10 protein-coding genes, 1 tRNA gene and 1 pseudogene are annotated in these 15,735 nt (G+C 69.0%); 7 read left to right on the forward strand and 5 right to left on the reverse strand.

The window, feature by feature from the left end:
- The first annotated feature begins 565 nt into the window (after nucleotides 1-565).
- Nucleotides 566-3,556, forward strand: coding sequence for an FG-GAP-like repeat-containing protein (locus ACZ7MY_RS04550; RefSeq protein WP_499599540.1), 2,991 nt, complete (start codon nucleotides 566-568; stop codon nucleotides 3,554-3,556).
- 878 nt (nucleotides 3,557-4,434) lie between these two features.
- On the opposite strand, the gene ACZ7MY_RS04555 is transcribed toward ACZ7MY_RS04550, so the two are convergent.
- Both ACZ7MY_RS04555 and ACZ7MY_RS04560 read right to left on the reverse strand, forming a co-directional pair.
- The gene (locus tag ACZ7MY_RS04555; RefSeq protein WP_499599542.1) at nucleotides 4,435-4,608 is read right to left on the reverse strand and encodes a hypothetical protein; all 174 of its coding nucleotides are present in this window, start codon (nucleotides 4,606-4,608) and stop codon (nucleotides 4,435-4,437) included.
- 458 nt (nucleotides 4,609-5,066) lie between these two features.
- A complete protein-coding gene (locus ACZ7MY_RS04560) occupies nucleotides 5,067-5,738 on the reverse strand; it encodes an SUKH-4 family immunity protein (RefSeq protein ID WP_499599543.1) in 672 nt (223 codons plus the stop codon).
- A 315-nt stretch (nucleotides 5,739-6,053) separates the two neighbouring features.
- On the opposite strand from ACZ7MY_RS04560, the pseudogene ACZ7MY_RS04565 reads away from it, so the two are divergent.
- Nucleotides 6,054-6,665 (forward strand): annotated as a pseudogene (locus tag ACZ7MY_RS04565) (replication initiator); the annotation flags it as partial.
- A gap of 51 nt (nucleotides 6,666-6,716) precedes the next feature.
- Here the strand turns inward: ACZ7MY_RS04565 and ACZ7MY_RS04570 are convergent.
- Nucleotides 6,717-6,790: transfer RNA gene (locus tag ACZ7MY_RS04570), tRNA-Gly, on the reverse strand.
- Nucleotides 6,791-7,293: 503 nt separating this feature from the next.
- Between ACZ7MY_RS04570 and dcd the strand changes: the two genes are divergently transcribed.
- Together dcd and ACZ7MY_RS04580 are read left to right on the forward strand one after the other, a co-directional pair.
- Entirely contained in the window at nucleotides 7,294-7,869 is a 576-nt protein-coding gene (gene dcd, locus ACZ7MY_RS04575) for a dCTP deaminase (RefSeq protein WP_499599546.1), read from the forward strand.
- 4 nt (nucleotides 7,870-7,873) lie between these two features.
- A complete protein-coding gene (locus tag ACZ7MY_RS04580) occupies nucleotides 7,874-8,386 on the forward strand; it encodes a phosphoribosyltransferase (RefSeq protein ID WP_499599549.1) in 513 nt (170 codons plus the stop codon).
- 105 nt (nucleotides 8,387-8,491) lie between these two features.
- Here the strand turns inward: ACZ7MY_RS04580 and ACZ7MY_RS04585 are convergent, their stop codons facing one another.
- Nucleotides 8,492-9,310 carry a Yip1 family protein gene (locus ACZ7MY_RS04585; protein WP_499600260.1) on the reverse strand — a complete coding sequence of 273 codons (819 nt, stop codon included), beginning with the start codon at nucleotides 9,308-9,310 and terminating at the stop codon, nucleotides 8,492-8,494.
- Nucleotides 9,311-9,663: 353 nt separating this feature from the next.
- On the opposite strand from ACZ7MY_RS04585, the gene ACZ7MY_RS04590 reads away from it, so the two are divergent.
- Complete coding sequence (locus tag ACZ7MY_RS04590; RefSeq protein WP_499600261.1) at nucleotides 9,664-10,476, forward strand: thioredoxin domain-containing protein; 813 nt, start codon at nucleotides 9,664-9,666, stop codon at nucleotides 10,474-10,476.
- Between the two features lie 119 nt (nucleotides 10,477-10,595).
- Here the strand turns inward: ACZ7MY_RS04590 and ACZ7MY_RS04595 are convergent, their stop codons facing one another.
- Nucleotides 10,596-12,863 carry a (Fe-S)-binding protein gene (locus ACZ7MY_RS04595; RefSeq protein ID WP_499599551.1) on the reverse strand — a complete coding sequence of 756 codons (2,268 nt, stop codon included), beginning with the start codon at nucleotides 12,861-12,863 and terminating at the stop codon, nucleotides 10,596-10,598.
- Nucleotides 12,864-13,207: 344 nt separating this feature from the next.
- Here ACZ7MY_RS04595 and dnaK point away from each other — a divergent pair, with 344 nt between their 5' ends.
- The gene (dnaK, locus tag ACZ7MY_RS04600) at nucleotides 13,208-15,052 is read left to right on the forward strand and encodes a molecular chaperone DnaK (protein ID WP_499599553.1); all 1,845 of its coding nucleotides are present in this window, start codon (nucleotides 13,208-13,210) and stop codon (nucleotides 15,050-15,052) included.
- Nucleotides 15,049-15,720, forward strand: a complete 672-nt coding sequence (gene grpE / locus ACZ7MY_RS04605) for a nucleotide exchange factor GrpE (protein WP_499599555.1) — start codon at nucleotides 15,049-15,051, stop codon at nucleotides 15,718-15,720. The genes dnaK and grpE overlap by 4 nt, the downstream gene beginning before the upstream one ends.
- Nucleotides 15,721-15,735: the final 15 nt, after the last annotated feature.

Genomic DNA, 15,735 nt, shown 5'->3' on the forward strand with positions numbered 1-15,735 from the left:
GCTGCACCGCCCCGGCCACCGCAGTTCTGACCGGGCGTGACCGGTGGATTCGACGTACGCGTTTCGCGTCATCGGCGTGGCCGGTGAACTTCGGCTTCTTCGATCTGCGACACACCGGCCACACCCTCGCCACTCAATAGGGCGCCACGCTCAAGGACACGATGGTTCGGGGGCCAGTCCTCCGAGCGGGCTGCGCTGCTCCGCCGGCACTCGACGTCGGAGCGGCGGCGGGAGGTTGCTGCGGCTCTCGACACGCTGCCTGTTCCTGTTTGGGGCAGTCCCGTTCCGAGACCTGTGAGCCTGTTGTTAGGATCCGATCACTCGGGTGTGGGGGGCGGGGGACGCCGGGATTGACCGGCTTGCTTGCTGCGAGTGCTGAGGACCGAGCCGATTCCCCCGCCTGTTTCCAGGTCCGTTCGCGTAGGGGTGGAATCAAGTGGCCAGACGTGTCCTCCTCCGCAGTGCCGTCACGACGGTCGTGTCGCTGTCGCTGGCTGTCGGTCCTGCCTCCTGGGTCGCGTCGGCCGATGCGGGAACGTTCACTGCGGCCACGATTCCGGCGACCATGCGCGTCATACCGGGCTCCGGCTCCGTGGTGAGCGTCGGGCCTTCCGGGTTCCTGCACCCCGCCACCACCACGAGCGGTCCCTCCGGATTGGAGTGGACGGGCGCGGACGGCTCGACCCGAGAGCTTGAAGGCACGCATCTGTACGACCCCGTGGAGTACTACGGAGCGGCATCGGACGTCGTGGCGCTGCCGCCCAGCCGTGGCACGGGTGACGTACTGCTGCGGAACATGGTCACCGACGAGACCACGACGGTCACAGTCCCCGCAGGTCAGGTGTACAGCAGGTCGATCGGGACCACGGTGGTGACCAAGGGCGGAGCCGCTGCCGACGGGAACTGGACCGAGTTTCATCTGCTGAGCGATGAGAACGGGACCACGGTGGACCGCCGTGTGACAGGCCTTCCGGAGGGTGCCTCCATCACCGTTGTCGGGCGGGCCGGCGTCCATGGGTTCCTCTCACTTCTGAACGTCCCCGGACAGGACGTCGACCCGTACGCCTGGATCGATCTCCGCACCGCGGAAGCCACGTTTCTGCCGTACGGCACGGTCTACGGGAATTCCGTGGTGACCGCCCTTCACCTGGTCACCCCCCAGGCCGATGGCGTGCGGATCTATGAGCAGGGCCGGTTCGACACCCCCGTACGCGAGGTTCAGGTCGGTCTCAAGGACTCGAAGGTTCTCGGCGTCGTCGGCGACTCGCTGATCGTGGCCCGCTATGACGCTTCGCTCGGTCAGAAGGCGTCCGGAGCGTCCATCTGGAAGGTCGTGGCCGTCCCCTTCGACGGTTCCGGCGAGCGGACGCTTCTCGCCCGTGCGGTGGCGGACCGTGTTGCCGTCCGGCCGGACGGCGGCGTTCAACTCGTCGGCGGCCAGTCCGCGGAGGACTACGGCTACCAGGACATCACCGCCGGGGCGGACGGCGTACCGCACGCGGCTCGTGTGCTCGGCATCCCGCCGGTCCCGATGGCGCTCCAGCGGCTGACGCTGGATCACGGCATCGTCAGAACGTTGGAGTTCGGCGACGGGGCCACCTCCGTGTACGACCGCCCTCTCACCGAAACCGCACCCGGATACGGCGCGCGCGTGCGGATGGGCGGCCTGCCGGCCCCGTACACCAAGTGCAGCGTCGCCGGGGGGCTGTGCCCCGAGCTGTATCCCACCGGGGACGGCCGGACCGTGTACCGCGGGACAGTGAGCGTGGACAGCGGCTGGCAGCCCAAGCTGTTCGTCGTGGGCAAGGGCGGGACGTTCCCCGGAACGCCGATCGAAACGGGCCTCCAGGATTCCTTCGACGATTCCCCGGACCAGATGAGGATCGTGGGGGCATCCGAGAACCTGGTGCTGGTCGAAGGGAGACCTGCCGGCGGCAGCCAGGAACTCCGGGTCGTGGACATCGACTCCGGCAAGGTCGTGCACACGGAGCCGGACCACAGGGGTGCGATCTGGGGGACCACCCTGTGGTCCTCGGCTCCGGGCGGCAAGGTCACGGCCAAGGACGCGCGCACCGGGGCCTCGCTGACGTCCTTCACGGTGAACGCCGGGTGCTCCTCCATGGTCGACCTGCAGGCCGTCGGCCGGTGGCTGTACTGGACGTGCAACGTGAGCACCGCTCCGTACGCCGCGGGCGGCGTCTACGACCTCCAGTCCAGGAAGAACATTCCGCTTCCCTCCACCGCGCAGGCCTACCTCGGCGACGGTGTCGTCGCCGTCCGGGGCGGGCAGGGGCTGGCTGTCTACGGCCTGCAGACCGGGACGGCCGTCCAGCGGTGGTCAACCGACGCCGCGGGGCTCGTGGCGCTCGACCCTCGCAGCGGTGACCTCGCGTACTCCACGCTGGACCAGGCTGTCCACGTCCTGCACACCGGGCGGCCCGAGGCGGCCCTGGTCTCTCCCTACCGGAACGTCACCACGCGGGTGGAGACGGACGTGACCCCGGTCGCCTGGCGCGGTGAATGGTGGCTCTCCGAGCCGACGGCTTCCTGGAGGGTGGAGATACGCCACAAGGCCACGGGCCGCGTGGTGGCCACGCGCAGTGGCGGACCGGCCGAGCATTCGATCGCGACGACGTGGGACGGCCGTGGCACGACAGGCGGACTGCTTCCCAGTGGCTCGTACACCTGGACGCTGACGGCTCAGCCGGCGGACGGGAAGGGAGCGGCGTTGGTCCAGTCCGGCACGGTCCGGTTGACGGGTGGCACAGCGGTATGGCGGGACCACGTCGGCGACTCGGCGCTGCCCGACGGCATCGGCGACCTGCTCACCCTCAACTCCTCCGGCGCGCTGACGTTCCAGCAGGGCACGGGCCAGGGCACGTTCTCGGGGAAGGTCAGCGGCAGCGGCTGGGCGACGGGCACCCGCGCCGTGCCCGTCGGGGACCTCAGCGGTGACCGCTGCAACGACGTCCTGATCCGGCTGAGCAGCGGCACCGGCACCCTCCGCCTGTACAGGCCGGCCTGTGGGGCGGCGCTCAAGCCGACGTCCCCGTACACCACGGTGGGCACCGGCTGGAACCAGTACGACGTCCTCACCTCCCCCGGTGACGTCACCAAGGACGGCCGCCCCGATCTGATCGCCCGCAACGCCTCCACCGGAGCGGTGTACCTGTACAAGGGGGCGAGCGGTGGCAAGCTGGCGGCGCGCGTGAAGCTGGTCGACAACTGGAAGACCTACAAGAAGGTCGTCGGGGCCGGGGACCTGAATGGTGACGGGATCGGCGATCTCGTCGCGCAGGACAAGTCGAACAACCTGTACCGGTACTTCGGCAAGGGCAATGGCACCTTCGCCACGCGCGTGAAGATCGCCACCGGCTGGGGGGCCTCGTACAACGCGGTCGTCGGCGTCGGGGACATCAACAGTGACGGAAAGGCCGACCTGATCGCTCGGGACACCGCCGGGAACCTCTACCGGCAGACCGGCAACGGCACCGGGTCCTTCGCCGCACGGGTGAAGATCGCCACCGGCTGGCAGGGTTACAAGGGTATTTTCTAAAGCGCCAACGCACACGCCGTGGACCAGGTTGGGGAGTGCAGCCCTGACCTGGCCCCTCGACTTTCGAGCGGGTGACGGGAATCGAACCCGCGCTCTGAGCTTGGGAATCACCGCTCGTTGGCGCCCGCCTGCAGCCGTGACCTGGGTAGATCGTCCGCTGTCACCCATGCCCGATGGCCATGAGATGCCCGGTGTTGACCGGGGTTCACCGTCCGATCTGGCACGCATCTGGCACGCTGCGGGTGTGGCTCACGAGGGGCCTCAATCGGGATGAGCGTCGTCGTTCTGAGTCGTTGTGGATCCCAAAATATGGAGGGCTTCGTCGCGGACTCCTGGGTCCTCATCGCGTGCCAACGTGGACAGCTGGGCGATCAGCTGTGTAGCTCCGTCGTCAGTGGTCCAGCGCGGGTCACAGCTGACCTCGGCATCAAGCTGGTCCGCGGTGTCCCCGACCTGTGCCTGCGAGAGCGCACGCAGTACGGTCCGCAGACCGGGAAGGTCCCGCCGCGCCAATAGGGCTTCGGCAGTCTCCTGTGTGACACCAGTGTCGTGCTCATCAAGCAACAGTCGATGGAGGGCTGGGGTCACCTCGGCGTGCTCTGGCCAGGCTGCGAGACGGCGACCTGCGGCAGCTCTCACTGCCCAGGAGGTGGATTGCGCGTCCCGAAGCGCCGACAGCAAGTCGTCTTCGTGGTCACCGTGATGCATGAGGCGACATCCTGCCGCATCGAGCACCTTAACGGAGCGGCCGCTTCGTCCCGAAGCAATGCGCGCGCCCTTGTGACCGGCGGCCGAACCACTCGTGACCTGGGCGGACCGTCCGCGAGCGTCCGTGGTTGGGCGCCCTGGTGCGGGGTCGTTGTAGCGCAGTTAGACACTCAGTGGGACGACTTCGGATCCCGCGCGGATGGAACGCCATGGTCACCCATGGGCCACGTGACCGGCAGCGACTCGCGCAGTTGTGCCTCCGGATCCCAGTCGGCCGGCTTGTCTTTAACGTTGCCCTTCCAGGGGTACCCCTGGGCAATCCAGTCGTTGCGGGCCTTGATCACGCCCGCGTCTGTCGCGTCCTCGTACCCAAACTCGATCCCGCAACACCCACAGATGTCGAAGGACGCGACGTCCCCGCTGCCGCCCCAGGGCGCGTACCCAAGGTCGAACCCGCAAACCGGGCAGTGATCCCCTGGCCTAATGCTTCGCACCTTGCGCACCCTACTGAACCCCCTGCTCCCTCTGGAGCACCAGTTTGGAAGACTGAGGCTGCGGACCCTGCCTCACCTGGGCGGACGCTGAGCTGCGGCGACGCAGCCTCGTCACCGCTGTTCCCCGTGGCTCCCCGTTCGGCACCGCCTCATCTGGCACGGCTGTGGCACGCCGGGTCCCCTCAATGCGAACTATGGGCGCGACGGTTGCTGAGGTCTGCCGGGTACGTCAGCTGGTCGTCTGGGGATGATGATGGTCGGTTGCGGTCGCGGTGGTTGCTGTACATCGCTGCTGTACAGCCGCGGGCTTAGCTGCCGGGGTCGGTGACCAATTCTCCCCAGAGAGTGCAACGGTCGGCAGCGGCGATCGCTGGGTCGATGCGCTCGATTCCCTCAAGCACGATTTGCTCGCACTCTTCACGCCGGGCGAAGTGTGCACCGATCTCTTCCTCGGAGCAGGGGTCGGATGGAGCAGATAGTTCGACGAGGATGGGGAGGGCGGCTCTCCACCGCCAGCTGATGTTGATGAGCTGGGTGATGGAGGAATTGATGAAGTCGACGGCTGGCTGGTAGAGGTTGCGATAGTGATCGCGCAAATCGGGGTGCAAGTCAGCGGCGGTGACTGGCGCCGGTCGGATGGCGAGCACCCTGCCGTCGCCTTGGACCGCGCCCATCTTCGGGGTCAGATCATGGCTGCCCCATCGCCCCAGGTCGAATAGCCGGTCGGCTGGCGTGATCAGCCGTCGTTCCAGCTCGCCGGCCACGTTCGGCACGAGGGTCGGTGCGGTGCCGGACTGGAAACAAGGCGTCATGAGCTGGTCGTCGGGGAGACCTCGTTCCGACAGCGCCCGCCGATCACCCTCGGGCAGGCGCCAGTGACACAGTGATTCCGGTGAGGGCCGCAATTTATGTCCGGGGTCGATGAGGGCGTCGATGGGTGCCGCCATCACTGTTTCTAGACGCTGCTCGATCGATGGCACGCGCGATCCCTTTCTGGGCTGGGCCGAGTAGATCCTCGCACCGCTCTTGCGGGTGGTGGAACGGCTTTGGGCTGGAGCTGCCTTGGGGCGAGAGATCGGGGGCCCGTAAGCTTGCCGCGATTCGGGTAGCACCTTGTCTGCCCGCAATAGCCCGAAGTGGGCCCCCGATCTTGGAGGCTCGCCCCAAGGTGGCTGCGTAAAGCCGTGGAGCCACCCGCCCCAGCCACCGCGGTTCTGACCTCATGCCCTCCGCCTACCCTTGCTGGCGCGCGGCGGCGGACGGCGCGCCGAGCGGGACGGAGGCAGGAGCGTTCCCCGTCGTCGCCATCACCACCGGCACCCGCCTGCGCGACGGCACCCGTCCCCGTCTCCGCCGCCGGCGACTACCCGGCCCGCTCCCTGACCTGGGGCGCCCAACTCGACGTCCAGCCCATCCGGTCCACCGACGCCGACACGGACGGGGAACTGACCGAACAGGCCGTCGCTTCCTACGTGGCCAAGTACGCCGCCAAAGCCGCCGAAACCACCGGCACCGTCGACCGCCGCGTCGGCAACCGCGAAGCCCTCGAACTCCTCGGCGTCCCCCCGCACCCGCGGCGGCTCATTGAAGCCTGCTTCGACCTCCACCAGCCCTACCCGGACCGCAAGCTCCTCGACTGGGCCCACATGCTCGGCTTCCGCGGCCACTTCTCCACCAAATCCCGCCGCTACTCCACCACCCTCGGCGCACTGCGCCAGGTCCGAGCCGACTACCGCGCCGCCCAACAACGCCAAGCCCTGGGACTGCCCGACCCCGACGACTCCCCGGAAGCCACCACCCTCGTCCTCACCCACTGGGCCTACGCCGGCCTGGATCGCCTGGTCCGCGAGCGGCGTGCGGCAGCAGATGACACAGCATCTGGCACGGATCTGGCACGAGACGCTTGATCCGGTCTAGACAACAAAGAAGCCCCGGGCTGCTCGCCTGGGGCTTTCTGCTGGAGCGGGTGACGGGAATCGAACCCGCGCTCTGAGCTTGGGAAGCTCATGTTCTACCATTAAACTACACCCGCGTAAGACACCTGTTGAGGTATCTGACCTCGCACACTGTACCCCATGCCCGGCCCCGGACGCATACCTCCGGGGCCTTCGTGTTGGCTCCGGAAAGGTGTGCGCGGGGAGGTGCGGGGGGCGTACGGTGAGGACTGCCCGAGGTGCCGGAGTGGGCGGAGTGCCGCGTGAGGTGGGGGTGGGTTCATCCCCTAATGTGGCTTTCGTCGTTGAGGTACCGGGGAGAAGGGCAGCGATGGATCGCACCGTCGTTCGTTGTGCCGAAGGGCACGTATTCAGCACCGCTACGTTTCCGATGCAGAACCTGGGCGCCGGAAGGCTCGGCCCCGGGCGGTTGATCAGGTGTCCACGGTGTGCGCGGCTGCGGAGCGCCGTCCCCGTGGCGGCCGACATCGGCAAGTAGCGGTCGCGCAGGTCCGGACGCGCAGGTCGGACGTGACGTGGGGACTCCGGGCCGGGTCGGCTCGATTCGGCCCGGAGCCCCGTCCCCGCGTAACCTGCTTGCGTGCTTCTCTCTGACAAGGACATCCGGACCGAGATCGACAACGGGCGGGTCGGCATCGACCCGTACGACCCGTCGATGGTGCAGCCGTCGAGCATCGACGTCCGGCTGGACCGCTTCTTCCGGGTGTTCGAGAACCACCGCTACCCGCACATCGACCCGGCCGTCGAGCAGCCGGACCTGACGCGGCTGGTGGAGCCGGAGGGGGACGACGCGTTCATCCTGCACCCCGGGGAGTTCGTGCTGGCCTCGACGTACGAGGTGATCTCCCTGCCGGACGACATCGCCTCGCGCCTGGAGGGCAAGTCGAGCCTCGGCCGGCTGGGGCTGCTGACGCACTCGACCGCGGGCTTCATCGACCCCGGTTTCTCCGGCCACGTGACGCTGGAGCTGTCGAACGTCGCCACGTTGCCGATCAAGCTCTGGCCGGGCATGAAGATCGGGCAGCTCTGCCTGTTCCGCCTGACCTCGGCGGCGGAGTTCCCGTACGGCTCGGACAAGTACGGCTCGCGGTACCAGGGACAGCGGGGGCCGACGCCGTCGCGTTCCTACCTCAACTTCCACCGGACGCAGGTCTGAGCGCATGGCCGGGCCGGCGCGGGAGAACCTGACGTACGAGGCCTTCGGGCAGGCGGTGCGGGACCTGGCCCAGGCGGTCGCCGACGACGGCTTCGAGCCGGACGTGGTGCTGTCCATCGCCCGCGGCGGGGTGTTCGTGGCGGGCGGGCTGGCGTACGCACTGGACTGCAAGAACATCCACCTGGTGAACGTCGAGTTCTACACCGGTGTGGGGACTACGCTCGAGATGCCGGTGATGCTTGCCCCGGTGCCGAATGTGATCGACTTCTCCGACAAGAAGGTCCTGATCGCGGACGACGTCGCCGACACGGGCAAGACGCTCAAGCTCGTCCGGGACTTCTGCGCCGACCACGTCGCGGAGGTGCGCAGCGCGGTGATCTACGAGAAGTCGCAGTCGCTCGTGAAGTGCGACTACGTCTGGAAGCGCACTGACGAGTGGATCAACTTCCCCTGGAGCGTGCTGCCGCCGGTGCGCAAGGCGGGGGAGCCCGTCACGCCGTCCAAGGACGCGCTCTGAGTCATGGCACGCGGCTGACGCCGCAGCCGGCCGCGGGCACCGCACCACATATGTAAGGGGCGCCCCTTCAGGAGGGGCGCCCCTTACGCGTGCGTGCCGCGGGCCTCAGATCACCGGCAGCTTGAAGAGCACCAGCAGCGCGATCAGCTGGATCGACGCCGCGCCCAGGGCCTTGGGCCACGGAAGGTCGTGGGACTTGGAGACCATGGAGGTCAGCAGGGCGGCGCAGCCGATCCAGGTGGCCCAGCCGAGGAACTGGACGAAGCTGTTGGCGCTGCCCAGGAAGACGGCGAAGGCCAGTCGGGGGGCGTCCGTCAGCGAGGTGATGAGCATCGCCATGCCGACGGTGGGCGCCCAGGCGCCGTCGCCGCCGAGCTGGCGGGCGAGGGCGTTGGTGACGGCACCGAGCATCAGGCCGCACAGGATGACGGCGATGGCCGTGCACACCACCCAGGGGACGCTGTTGGAGAGGGTGGCGTCGAGCACGTCCTCACGGGCGGTGTCGAAGCCGAAGACGGCGAGCAGCCCGTAGAGGAAGGTGACGATGAGGGCGGGGACCCACACCTGGTAGTCGCGCATCTGCCAGAAGGTGGCGGACGGGCGCATGACGACACCGCTCAGCAGCTGCTTCCAGCCGAGCCGGGGGCCGGCCGGGGGCGCCGTGGTGTGGCCCGCGCGGTAGGTGGACACCTGGTCCGGCTGCGGGGACTGCTGCTCGTAGGGGTCGTAGGTGTCGGGCGCGTCGCCGATGGAGAAGGCGCGGGTGTGCCCGGGGTTGTCGTCGTACGTCGGCGTCGACGCCGCGGAGCCGAAGTACTCGGGCTCACCCTCGGCGGCCGGCGCGAAGCCGTGCTGGGGCTGCTGCCCGCCCGGCGAGGTGTTCTGCTGCGGGTAGCCGCCGTACTGCTGATGCGGGTGCTGCACGTCCCCGTCCCGTCCGCGTCCGTTCCTGAATCCAGCCACGGTTCGAACGTACCCGGTCCCGGGGGCGGAGGACGGTGCCCCCCGCCCCCGGAGGGGGTTTGCTGCCAAGCTGTGACAGATTCCACACCCGCGCGGGCGGCCGGTCGCCCTGGTGGGGAGGCGGGCCGCGGGCGTTCCGTTGCCGCGCTCGGCGCCGAACCGGAGGCTGCCGTCGCGGCCGCTGCCCGTGTCCTCACCGGTGGTGCGGGGCAGGGTACGCGGCCGGACCCCGGGCCGGGCGCGCGGTTGGGCACGGGGGCCCGCGAAGCCCTACCGTTCGGGGCGGAACGGATCCGAAGGGACGGGAAGTGCCGATGGTTGTCAGGGCCGTACGGAATGCCGCGCGCGGGACCGCGCGCACCTCAGCGCGTGCGGCGGCGGCCGCGGCCGCCGCGGGGTTGCTGAGCCTCGCGGTGACCGGGTGCGGGCTGCTGACCACCGACTCCGGTTCCCCGGACGCGCCGGCCGCCGCGAGCTCGCCCGCCGCGTCCTCCGCCGCCGTGGGCGACGTGCCGGTCCAGCCGGACCCCGCGGTGCTGGCGGCGCTGCCCGCGCGTCTGGAGGCGGACGGGACGACGATCACGGTGGGCGACCCGGCGGCGCCGAAGACCGTCCACGTCTACGAGGACCCGCGCTGCCCGATCTGCAAGGCGTTCGAGGCGGCCGCCGGGCCGCAGCTGGCGGCGCTGGCGAAGTCCGGTGACGTGAAGGTGCAGTACACCCTGGCCTCGTTCCTGGACGGGAACCTCAAGGGCAGCGGTTCGAAGCGGGCCGCGGGCGCCCTGCGCGCGTCCGTGGAGGCGGGCCCGGGCGCCTTCGCGACCTACCACGAGCTGCTCTACGCCAACCAGCCGCAGGAGCAGGTGGACGGGTTCACGGACGCGTACCTGCTGGAACTCGCCGGCAAGGTGAAGGGCCTGCGCGGGGCGGCCTTCGACTCGGCGGTGCGGAAGCAGTCGTACGCGGACTTCGTGACCGCCTCCGAGGATGCCTTCGTCAAGAGCGGCGCCACGGGCACGCCGTACGTGAAGATCGACGGCACGGCGGTGTCCCAGGCGGACCTGCAGAAGCTGTTCGACCCCGTCTCCTTCGCGGCGCTGCTGCGGCAGTCCGGCATCGGCGGCTGAGGGCGCCGGGAGCCGCACGGAACGCCGGTGGGCGCGTACGGGATCCGTACGCGCCCACCGGTGTTCGGGCGTCCGTCCGCGGCCGGTCCGGGCAGGGCACCCGGACCGTACCGGGCGGGCTACTTCGCGGGCTCCGGCTGCGGCTCGCCGGCCGCCTCCGGCTCGCCGTCGGGGTCGAGCGGGGTCTTGACCGAGTCCAGCAGCAGCTGGGAGACGTCGACGACCTGCAGCGTCTCCTTGGCCTTGCCCTCGTTCTTCCTGCCGTTGACGGAGTCGGAGAGCATCACCAGGCAGAACGGGCAGGCGGTGGAGACGATGTCCGGGTTCAGGGACAGCGCCTCGTCCACGCGCTCGTTGTTGATGCGCTTGCCGATCCGCTCCTCCATCCACATGCGCGCGCCGCCGGCGCCGCAGCAGAAGCCGCGCTCCTTGTGGCGGTGCATCTCCTCGTTCCGCAGACCCGGCACCTTGGCGATGATCTCGCGCGGCGGCGTGTAGACCTTGTTGTGGCGGCCCAGGTAGCAGGGGTCGTGGTAGGTGATGATGCCCTCGACCGGGGTGACGGGGACGAGCTTGCCCTCGTCGACCAGGTGCTGCAGCAGCTGGGTGTGGTGGATGACCTCGTACTCGCCGCCGAGCTGCGGGTACTCGTTCGCCAGGGTGTTGAAGCAGTGCGGGCAGGTGGCGACGATCTTCTTCTGCGCCTTGGGCCTGCGGGTCGACTCGTCCTCGTCGTCCTCGCCGAAGGCCATGTTCAGCATGGCGACGTTCTCGGCGCCGAGCTGCTGGAACAGGAACTCGTTGCCCAGGCGGCGGGCGGAGTCACCGGTGCAGTTCTCCTCGCCGCCCATGATCGCGAACTTGACGCCCGCGATGTTCAGCAGTTCGGCGAAGGCCTTGGTGGTCTTCTTGGCGCGGTCCTCCAGGGAACCGGCGCAGCCGACCCAGTAGAGGTACTCGACCTCGGTGAGGTCCTCGATGTCCTCGCCCACGACGGGGACCTCGAAGTCGACCTCCTTGACCCACGCCAGGCGCTGCTTCTTGGGCAGGCCCCAGGGGTTGCCCTTCTTCTCCAGGTTCTTGAGCATCGTGCCCGCCTCGGACGGGAACGCGGACTCGATCATCACCTGGTAGCGGCGCATGTCGACGATGTGGTCGATGTGCTCGATGTCCACCGGGCACTGCTCGACGCAGGCGCCGCAGGTGGTGCAGGACCACAGGACGTCCGGGTCGATGACGCCGTTCTCCTCGGCGGTGCCGACCAGCGGGCGCTCGGCCTCGGCGAGGGCCGCCGCGGGGACGGCTGCGAGCTGCTCCTCGGAGGCCTTCTCCTCGCCCTCCATGGTCTTGCCGCCGCCGGCCAGCAGGTAGGGCGCCTTGGCGTGCGCGTGGTCGCGCAGCGACATGATCAGCAGCTTGGGGGAGAGCGGCTTGCCGGTGTTCCAGGCGGGGCACTGCGACTGGCAGCGGCCGCACTCGGTGCAGGTGGAGAAGTCGAGGATGCCCTTCCAGGAGAACTGCTCCACCTGGCTGACGCCGAAGACGTCGTCCTCGCCCGGGTCCTCGAAGTCGATCGGCTTGCCGCCGGAGGCCATCGGCAGCAGGGCGCCGAGCGCCACGGCGCCGTCGGCGTTCCGCTTGAACCAGATGTTCGGGAAGGCCAGGAAGCGGTGCCAGGCGACGCCCATGTCGGTCCTGAGGCCGACCGTGATCATCCAGATGAACGAGGTCCCGATCTTGATCATCGCGGTCAGGTAGACCAGGTTCTGCAGCGTGCCGACGCCCAGCCCCCTGAAGGCCGCGACCAGCGGGTACGAGGCGAAGTAGGCGGCCTCGTAGCCGTGCACCTCCGCGAGGGCGCCCTCCAGGCCGCGCAGCGTCATGATGGCGAGGCCGATGATGAGGATGACGGACTCGACGAAGTAGGCCTGGCCGGTGTTGGAGCCCGCGAAGCGGGACTTGCGGCCGGCCCGGCCCGGCCGGGACAGCTGGCGGATCGTGATCAGGGTGAGGATGCCGAGCGTGGTCATCAGGCCGATGAACTCGACGAACACCTCGTACGGCAGCCAGTGGCCGATGACCGGCAGCGCCCAGTCGGCGACGAACAGCTGGCCGAAGGCGTTCACCAGGGTGAGCACGAGCGAGAAGAAGCCGATGGCGACGAACCAGTGGGCGACGCCGACCACGCCCCAGCGGTTCATGCGGGTGTGGCCGAGGAACTCCCGGACGACCGTGACGGTGCGTGCGCGCCAGTCGTCCGTGCGGGTGCCCGCGGGGACGTCCTGGCCGAGTCGTACGAACCGGTAGATCTGGGCGATGGCGCGGCTGAACAGCGCAACGCCGACCACGGCGAGTACCAGCGACACGATGATCGCGGCGAGTTGCATTTCGGGGCTCCTCGGACCTGCGAGAGCGGAGGCTCGGGGCTGATGCCCGGCTGAATACTAAGCAGTAACTTATTCGGTTCTCCTGAGACTACCCAGTATCGGCGTACGTGCGCAGCCGCGCCGCCGGTGATCTGTGTCGCTGAGGGGTGCCTTCCCCGGGCGTCCCGCGGCCCCCGGAGGCCGCGGGACGCCCGGGAGCCGCCGCGGTCGCTCGCCGTGGCCGCCCGTGCGCGGAGGGCTGGCGCATAAGTTGAGTCGCCACGACTCAGGTCTGTTGACAGAGTGGGAGCTGTGCGGCACCCTTGAGCCAGTTCCACTCAAGTAGGCAGCTGGAGGAATCCACCATGGCACGTGCGGTCGGCATCGACCTGGGCACGACTAACTCCGTCGTCAGCGTTCTCGAAGGCGGCGAGCCCACCGTCATCACCAACGCCGAGGGTGCCAGGACCACGCCGTCCGTCGTCGCCTTCGCCAAGAACGGCGAGGTGCTCGTCGGCGAGGTCGCCAAGCGCCAGGCCGTCACCAACGTCGACAGGACCGTCCGGTCGGTCAAGCGCCACATGGGCACCGACTGGAAGATCAACCTGGACGGCAAGGACTTCAACCCGCAGCAGATGAGCGCCTTCATCCTGCAGAAGCTGAAGCGTGACGCCGAGGCCTACCTGGGCGAGAAGGTGACCGACGCGGTCATCACCGTCCCGGCGTACTTCAACGACTCGGAGCGCCAGGCCACCAAGGAGGCCGGCGAGATCGCGGGCCTGAACGTCCTGCGCATCGTCAACGAGCCCACGGCCGCCGCCCTGGCGTACGGCCTGGACAAGGACGACCAGACCATCCTCGTCTTCGACCTCGGTGGCGGCACCTTCGACGTCTCGCTGCTGGAGATCGGCGACGGCGTCGTCGAGGTGAAGGCCACCAACGGCGACAACCACCTCGGTGGTGACGACTGGGACCAGCGCATCGTCGACTACCTGGTGAAGCAGTTCGCCTCGGGTCACGGCGTGGACCTGTCCAAGGACAAGATGGCGCTGCAGCGTCTGCGCGAGGCCGCCGAGAAGGCGAAGATCGAGCTGTCCTCGTCCACCGAGACCTCGATCAACCTGCCCTACATCACGGCGTCCGCCGAGGGCCCGCTGCACCTGGACGAGAAGCTCACCCGCGCCCAGTTCCAGCAGCTCTCCTCGGACCTGCTGGAGCGCTGCAAGATCCCGTTCCACAACGTGATCAAGGACGCGGGCATCCAGCTCTCCGAGATCGACCACGTCGTCCTCGTCGGCGGCTCGACCCGCATGCCGGCCGTCGCCGAGCTCGTCAAGGAGCTGACCGGCGGTCAGGACGCCAACAAGGGCGTCAACCCGGACGAGGTCGTCGCCATCGGCGCCGCGCTCCAGGCCGGTGTCCTCAAGGGCGAGGTCAAGGACGTCCTGCTCCTCGACGTCACCCCGCTGTCCCTCGGCATCGAGACCAAGGGCGGCATCATGACCAAGCTGATCGAGCGCAACACCACGATCCCGACCAAGCGTTCGGAGATCTTCACCACGGCCGAGGACAACCAGCCGTCGGTGCAGATCCAGGTCTACCAGGGTGAGCGCGAGATCGCGGCGTACAACAAGAAGCTCGGCATGTTCGAGCTGACCGGCCTGCCGCCGGCCCCGCGCGGCATCCCGCAGATCGAGGTCGCCTTCGACATCGACGCCAACGGCATCATGCACGTCTCCGCCAAGGACCTCGGTACCGGCAAGGAGCAGCGCATGACCGTCACCGGTGGCTCCGCGCTGCCGAAGGACGACATCGACCGCATGATGCGCGAGGCCGAGCAGTACGCGGACGAGGACCACAAGCGCCGCGAGTCCGCCGAGACCCGCAACCAGGCCGAGGGGCTCGTCTACCAGACCGAGAAGTTCCTCAAGGACAACGAGGACAAGGTCCCCGGTGACGTCAAGACCGAGGTCGAGGCGGCTGTCGAGGACCTCAAGGAGAAGCTGAAGGGCGAGGACTCCGCCGCCATCCGCGAGGCCACCGAGAAGGTCGCCGCCACCTCGCAGAAGCTGGGCCAGGCGCTGTACGCCAACGCCCAGGCCGAGGGCGGCGCGGCCGGTGCCGCCGGTGCCGCGGGCGGGGCCCAGGCCGACGACGACGTCGTCGACGCCGAGATCGTCGACGAGGACAAGAAGGACGGTGCCGCGTGACGGAGGAGACCCCGGGCTTCGAAGAGGAGCCTGTCGTCCCCTCTGCCGAGGCCGGTTCCACCTCGCCGGGGGAGTCCCCCGGCGAGGCGGGGCCCGGCGCCGGGTCCGCCGACCAGGCGGGCCCGGCGGCCCCGGCCGGGGACGCGAACACAGGCGTCGCTCTGCAGGCGCAGCTGGACCAGGTGCGTACGGCGCTCGGTGAGCGCACGGCGGACCTCCAGCGGCTCCAGGCGGAGTACCAGAACTACCGCCGCCGGGTGGAGCGGGACCGGATCGCGGTCCGCGAGATCGCGATCGCGAACCTGCTCACCGAGCTGCTCCCGGTGCTCGACGACATCGGCCGGGCCCGGGACCACAAGGAGCTGGTCGGCGGGTTCAAGTCGGTCGGCGAGTCCCTGGAGACGGTCGCGGCCAAGATGGGCCTGCAGCAGTTCGGCAAGGAGGGCGAGCCCTTCGACCCGCTGGTGCACGAGGCCCTGATGCACAGTTACTCGCCGGACGTCACTCAGACGACCTGCGTGCAGATCCTGCAGCCCGGGTATCGCATCGGTGAACGCACCATCCGCCCCGCGCGGGTGGCCGTCGCCGAGCCCCAGCCGGGCTCGCAGGGCACGCAGAAGAACGACGACACGGCGGACGAGGAGAACGGTGGCCCGGAGCAGGGCTGACGTGGGTGGCGGACG

It is taken from the genome of Streptomyces sp. NPDC111520 (assembly GCF_055635295.1).

Coding starts and splice junctions, on each gene's coding strand:
- ACZ7MY_RS04580 (WP_499599549.1), top strand. CDS start 7,874: ATGGCCGGGCCGGCGCGGGAGAACCTGACGTACGAGGCCTTCGGGCAG.
- ACZ7MY_RS04590 (WP_499600261.1), top strand. CDS start 9,664: ATGGTTGTCAGGGCCGTACGGAATGCCGCGCGCGGGACCGCGCGCACC.
- dnaK (WP_499599553.1), top strand. CDS start 13,208: ATGGCACGTGCGGTCGGCATCGACCTGGGCACGACTAACTCCGTCGTC.
- ACZ7MY_RS04595 (WP_499599551.1), bottom strand. CDS start 12,863: ATGCAACTCGCCGCGATCATCGTGTCGCTGGTACTCGCCGTGGTCGGC.
- ACZ7MY_RS04550 (WP_499599540.1), top strand. CDS start 566: ATGCGCGTCATACCGGGCTCCGGCTCCGTGGTGAGCGTCGGGCCTTCC.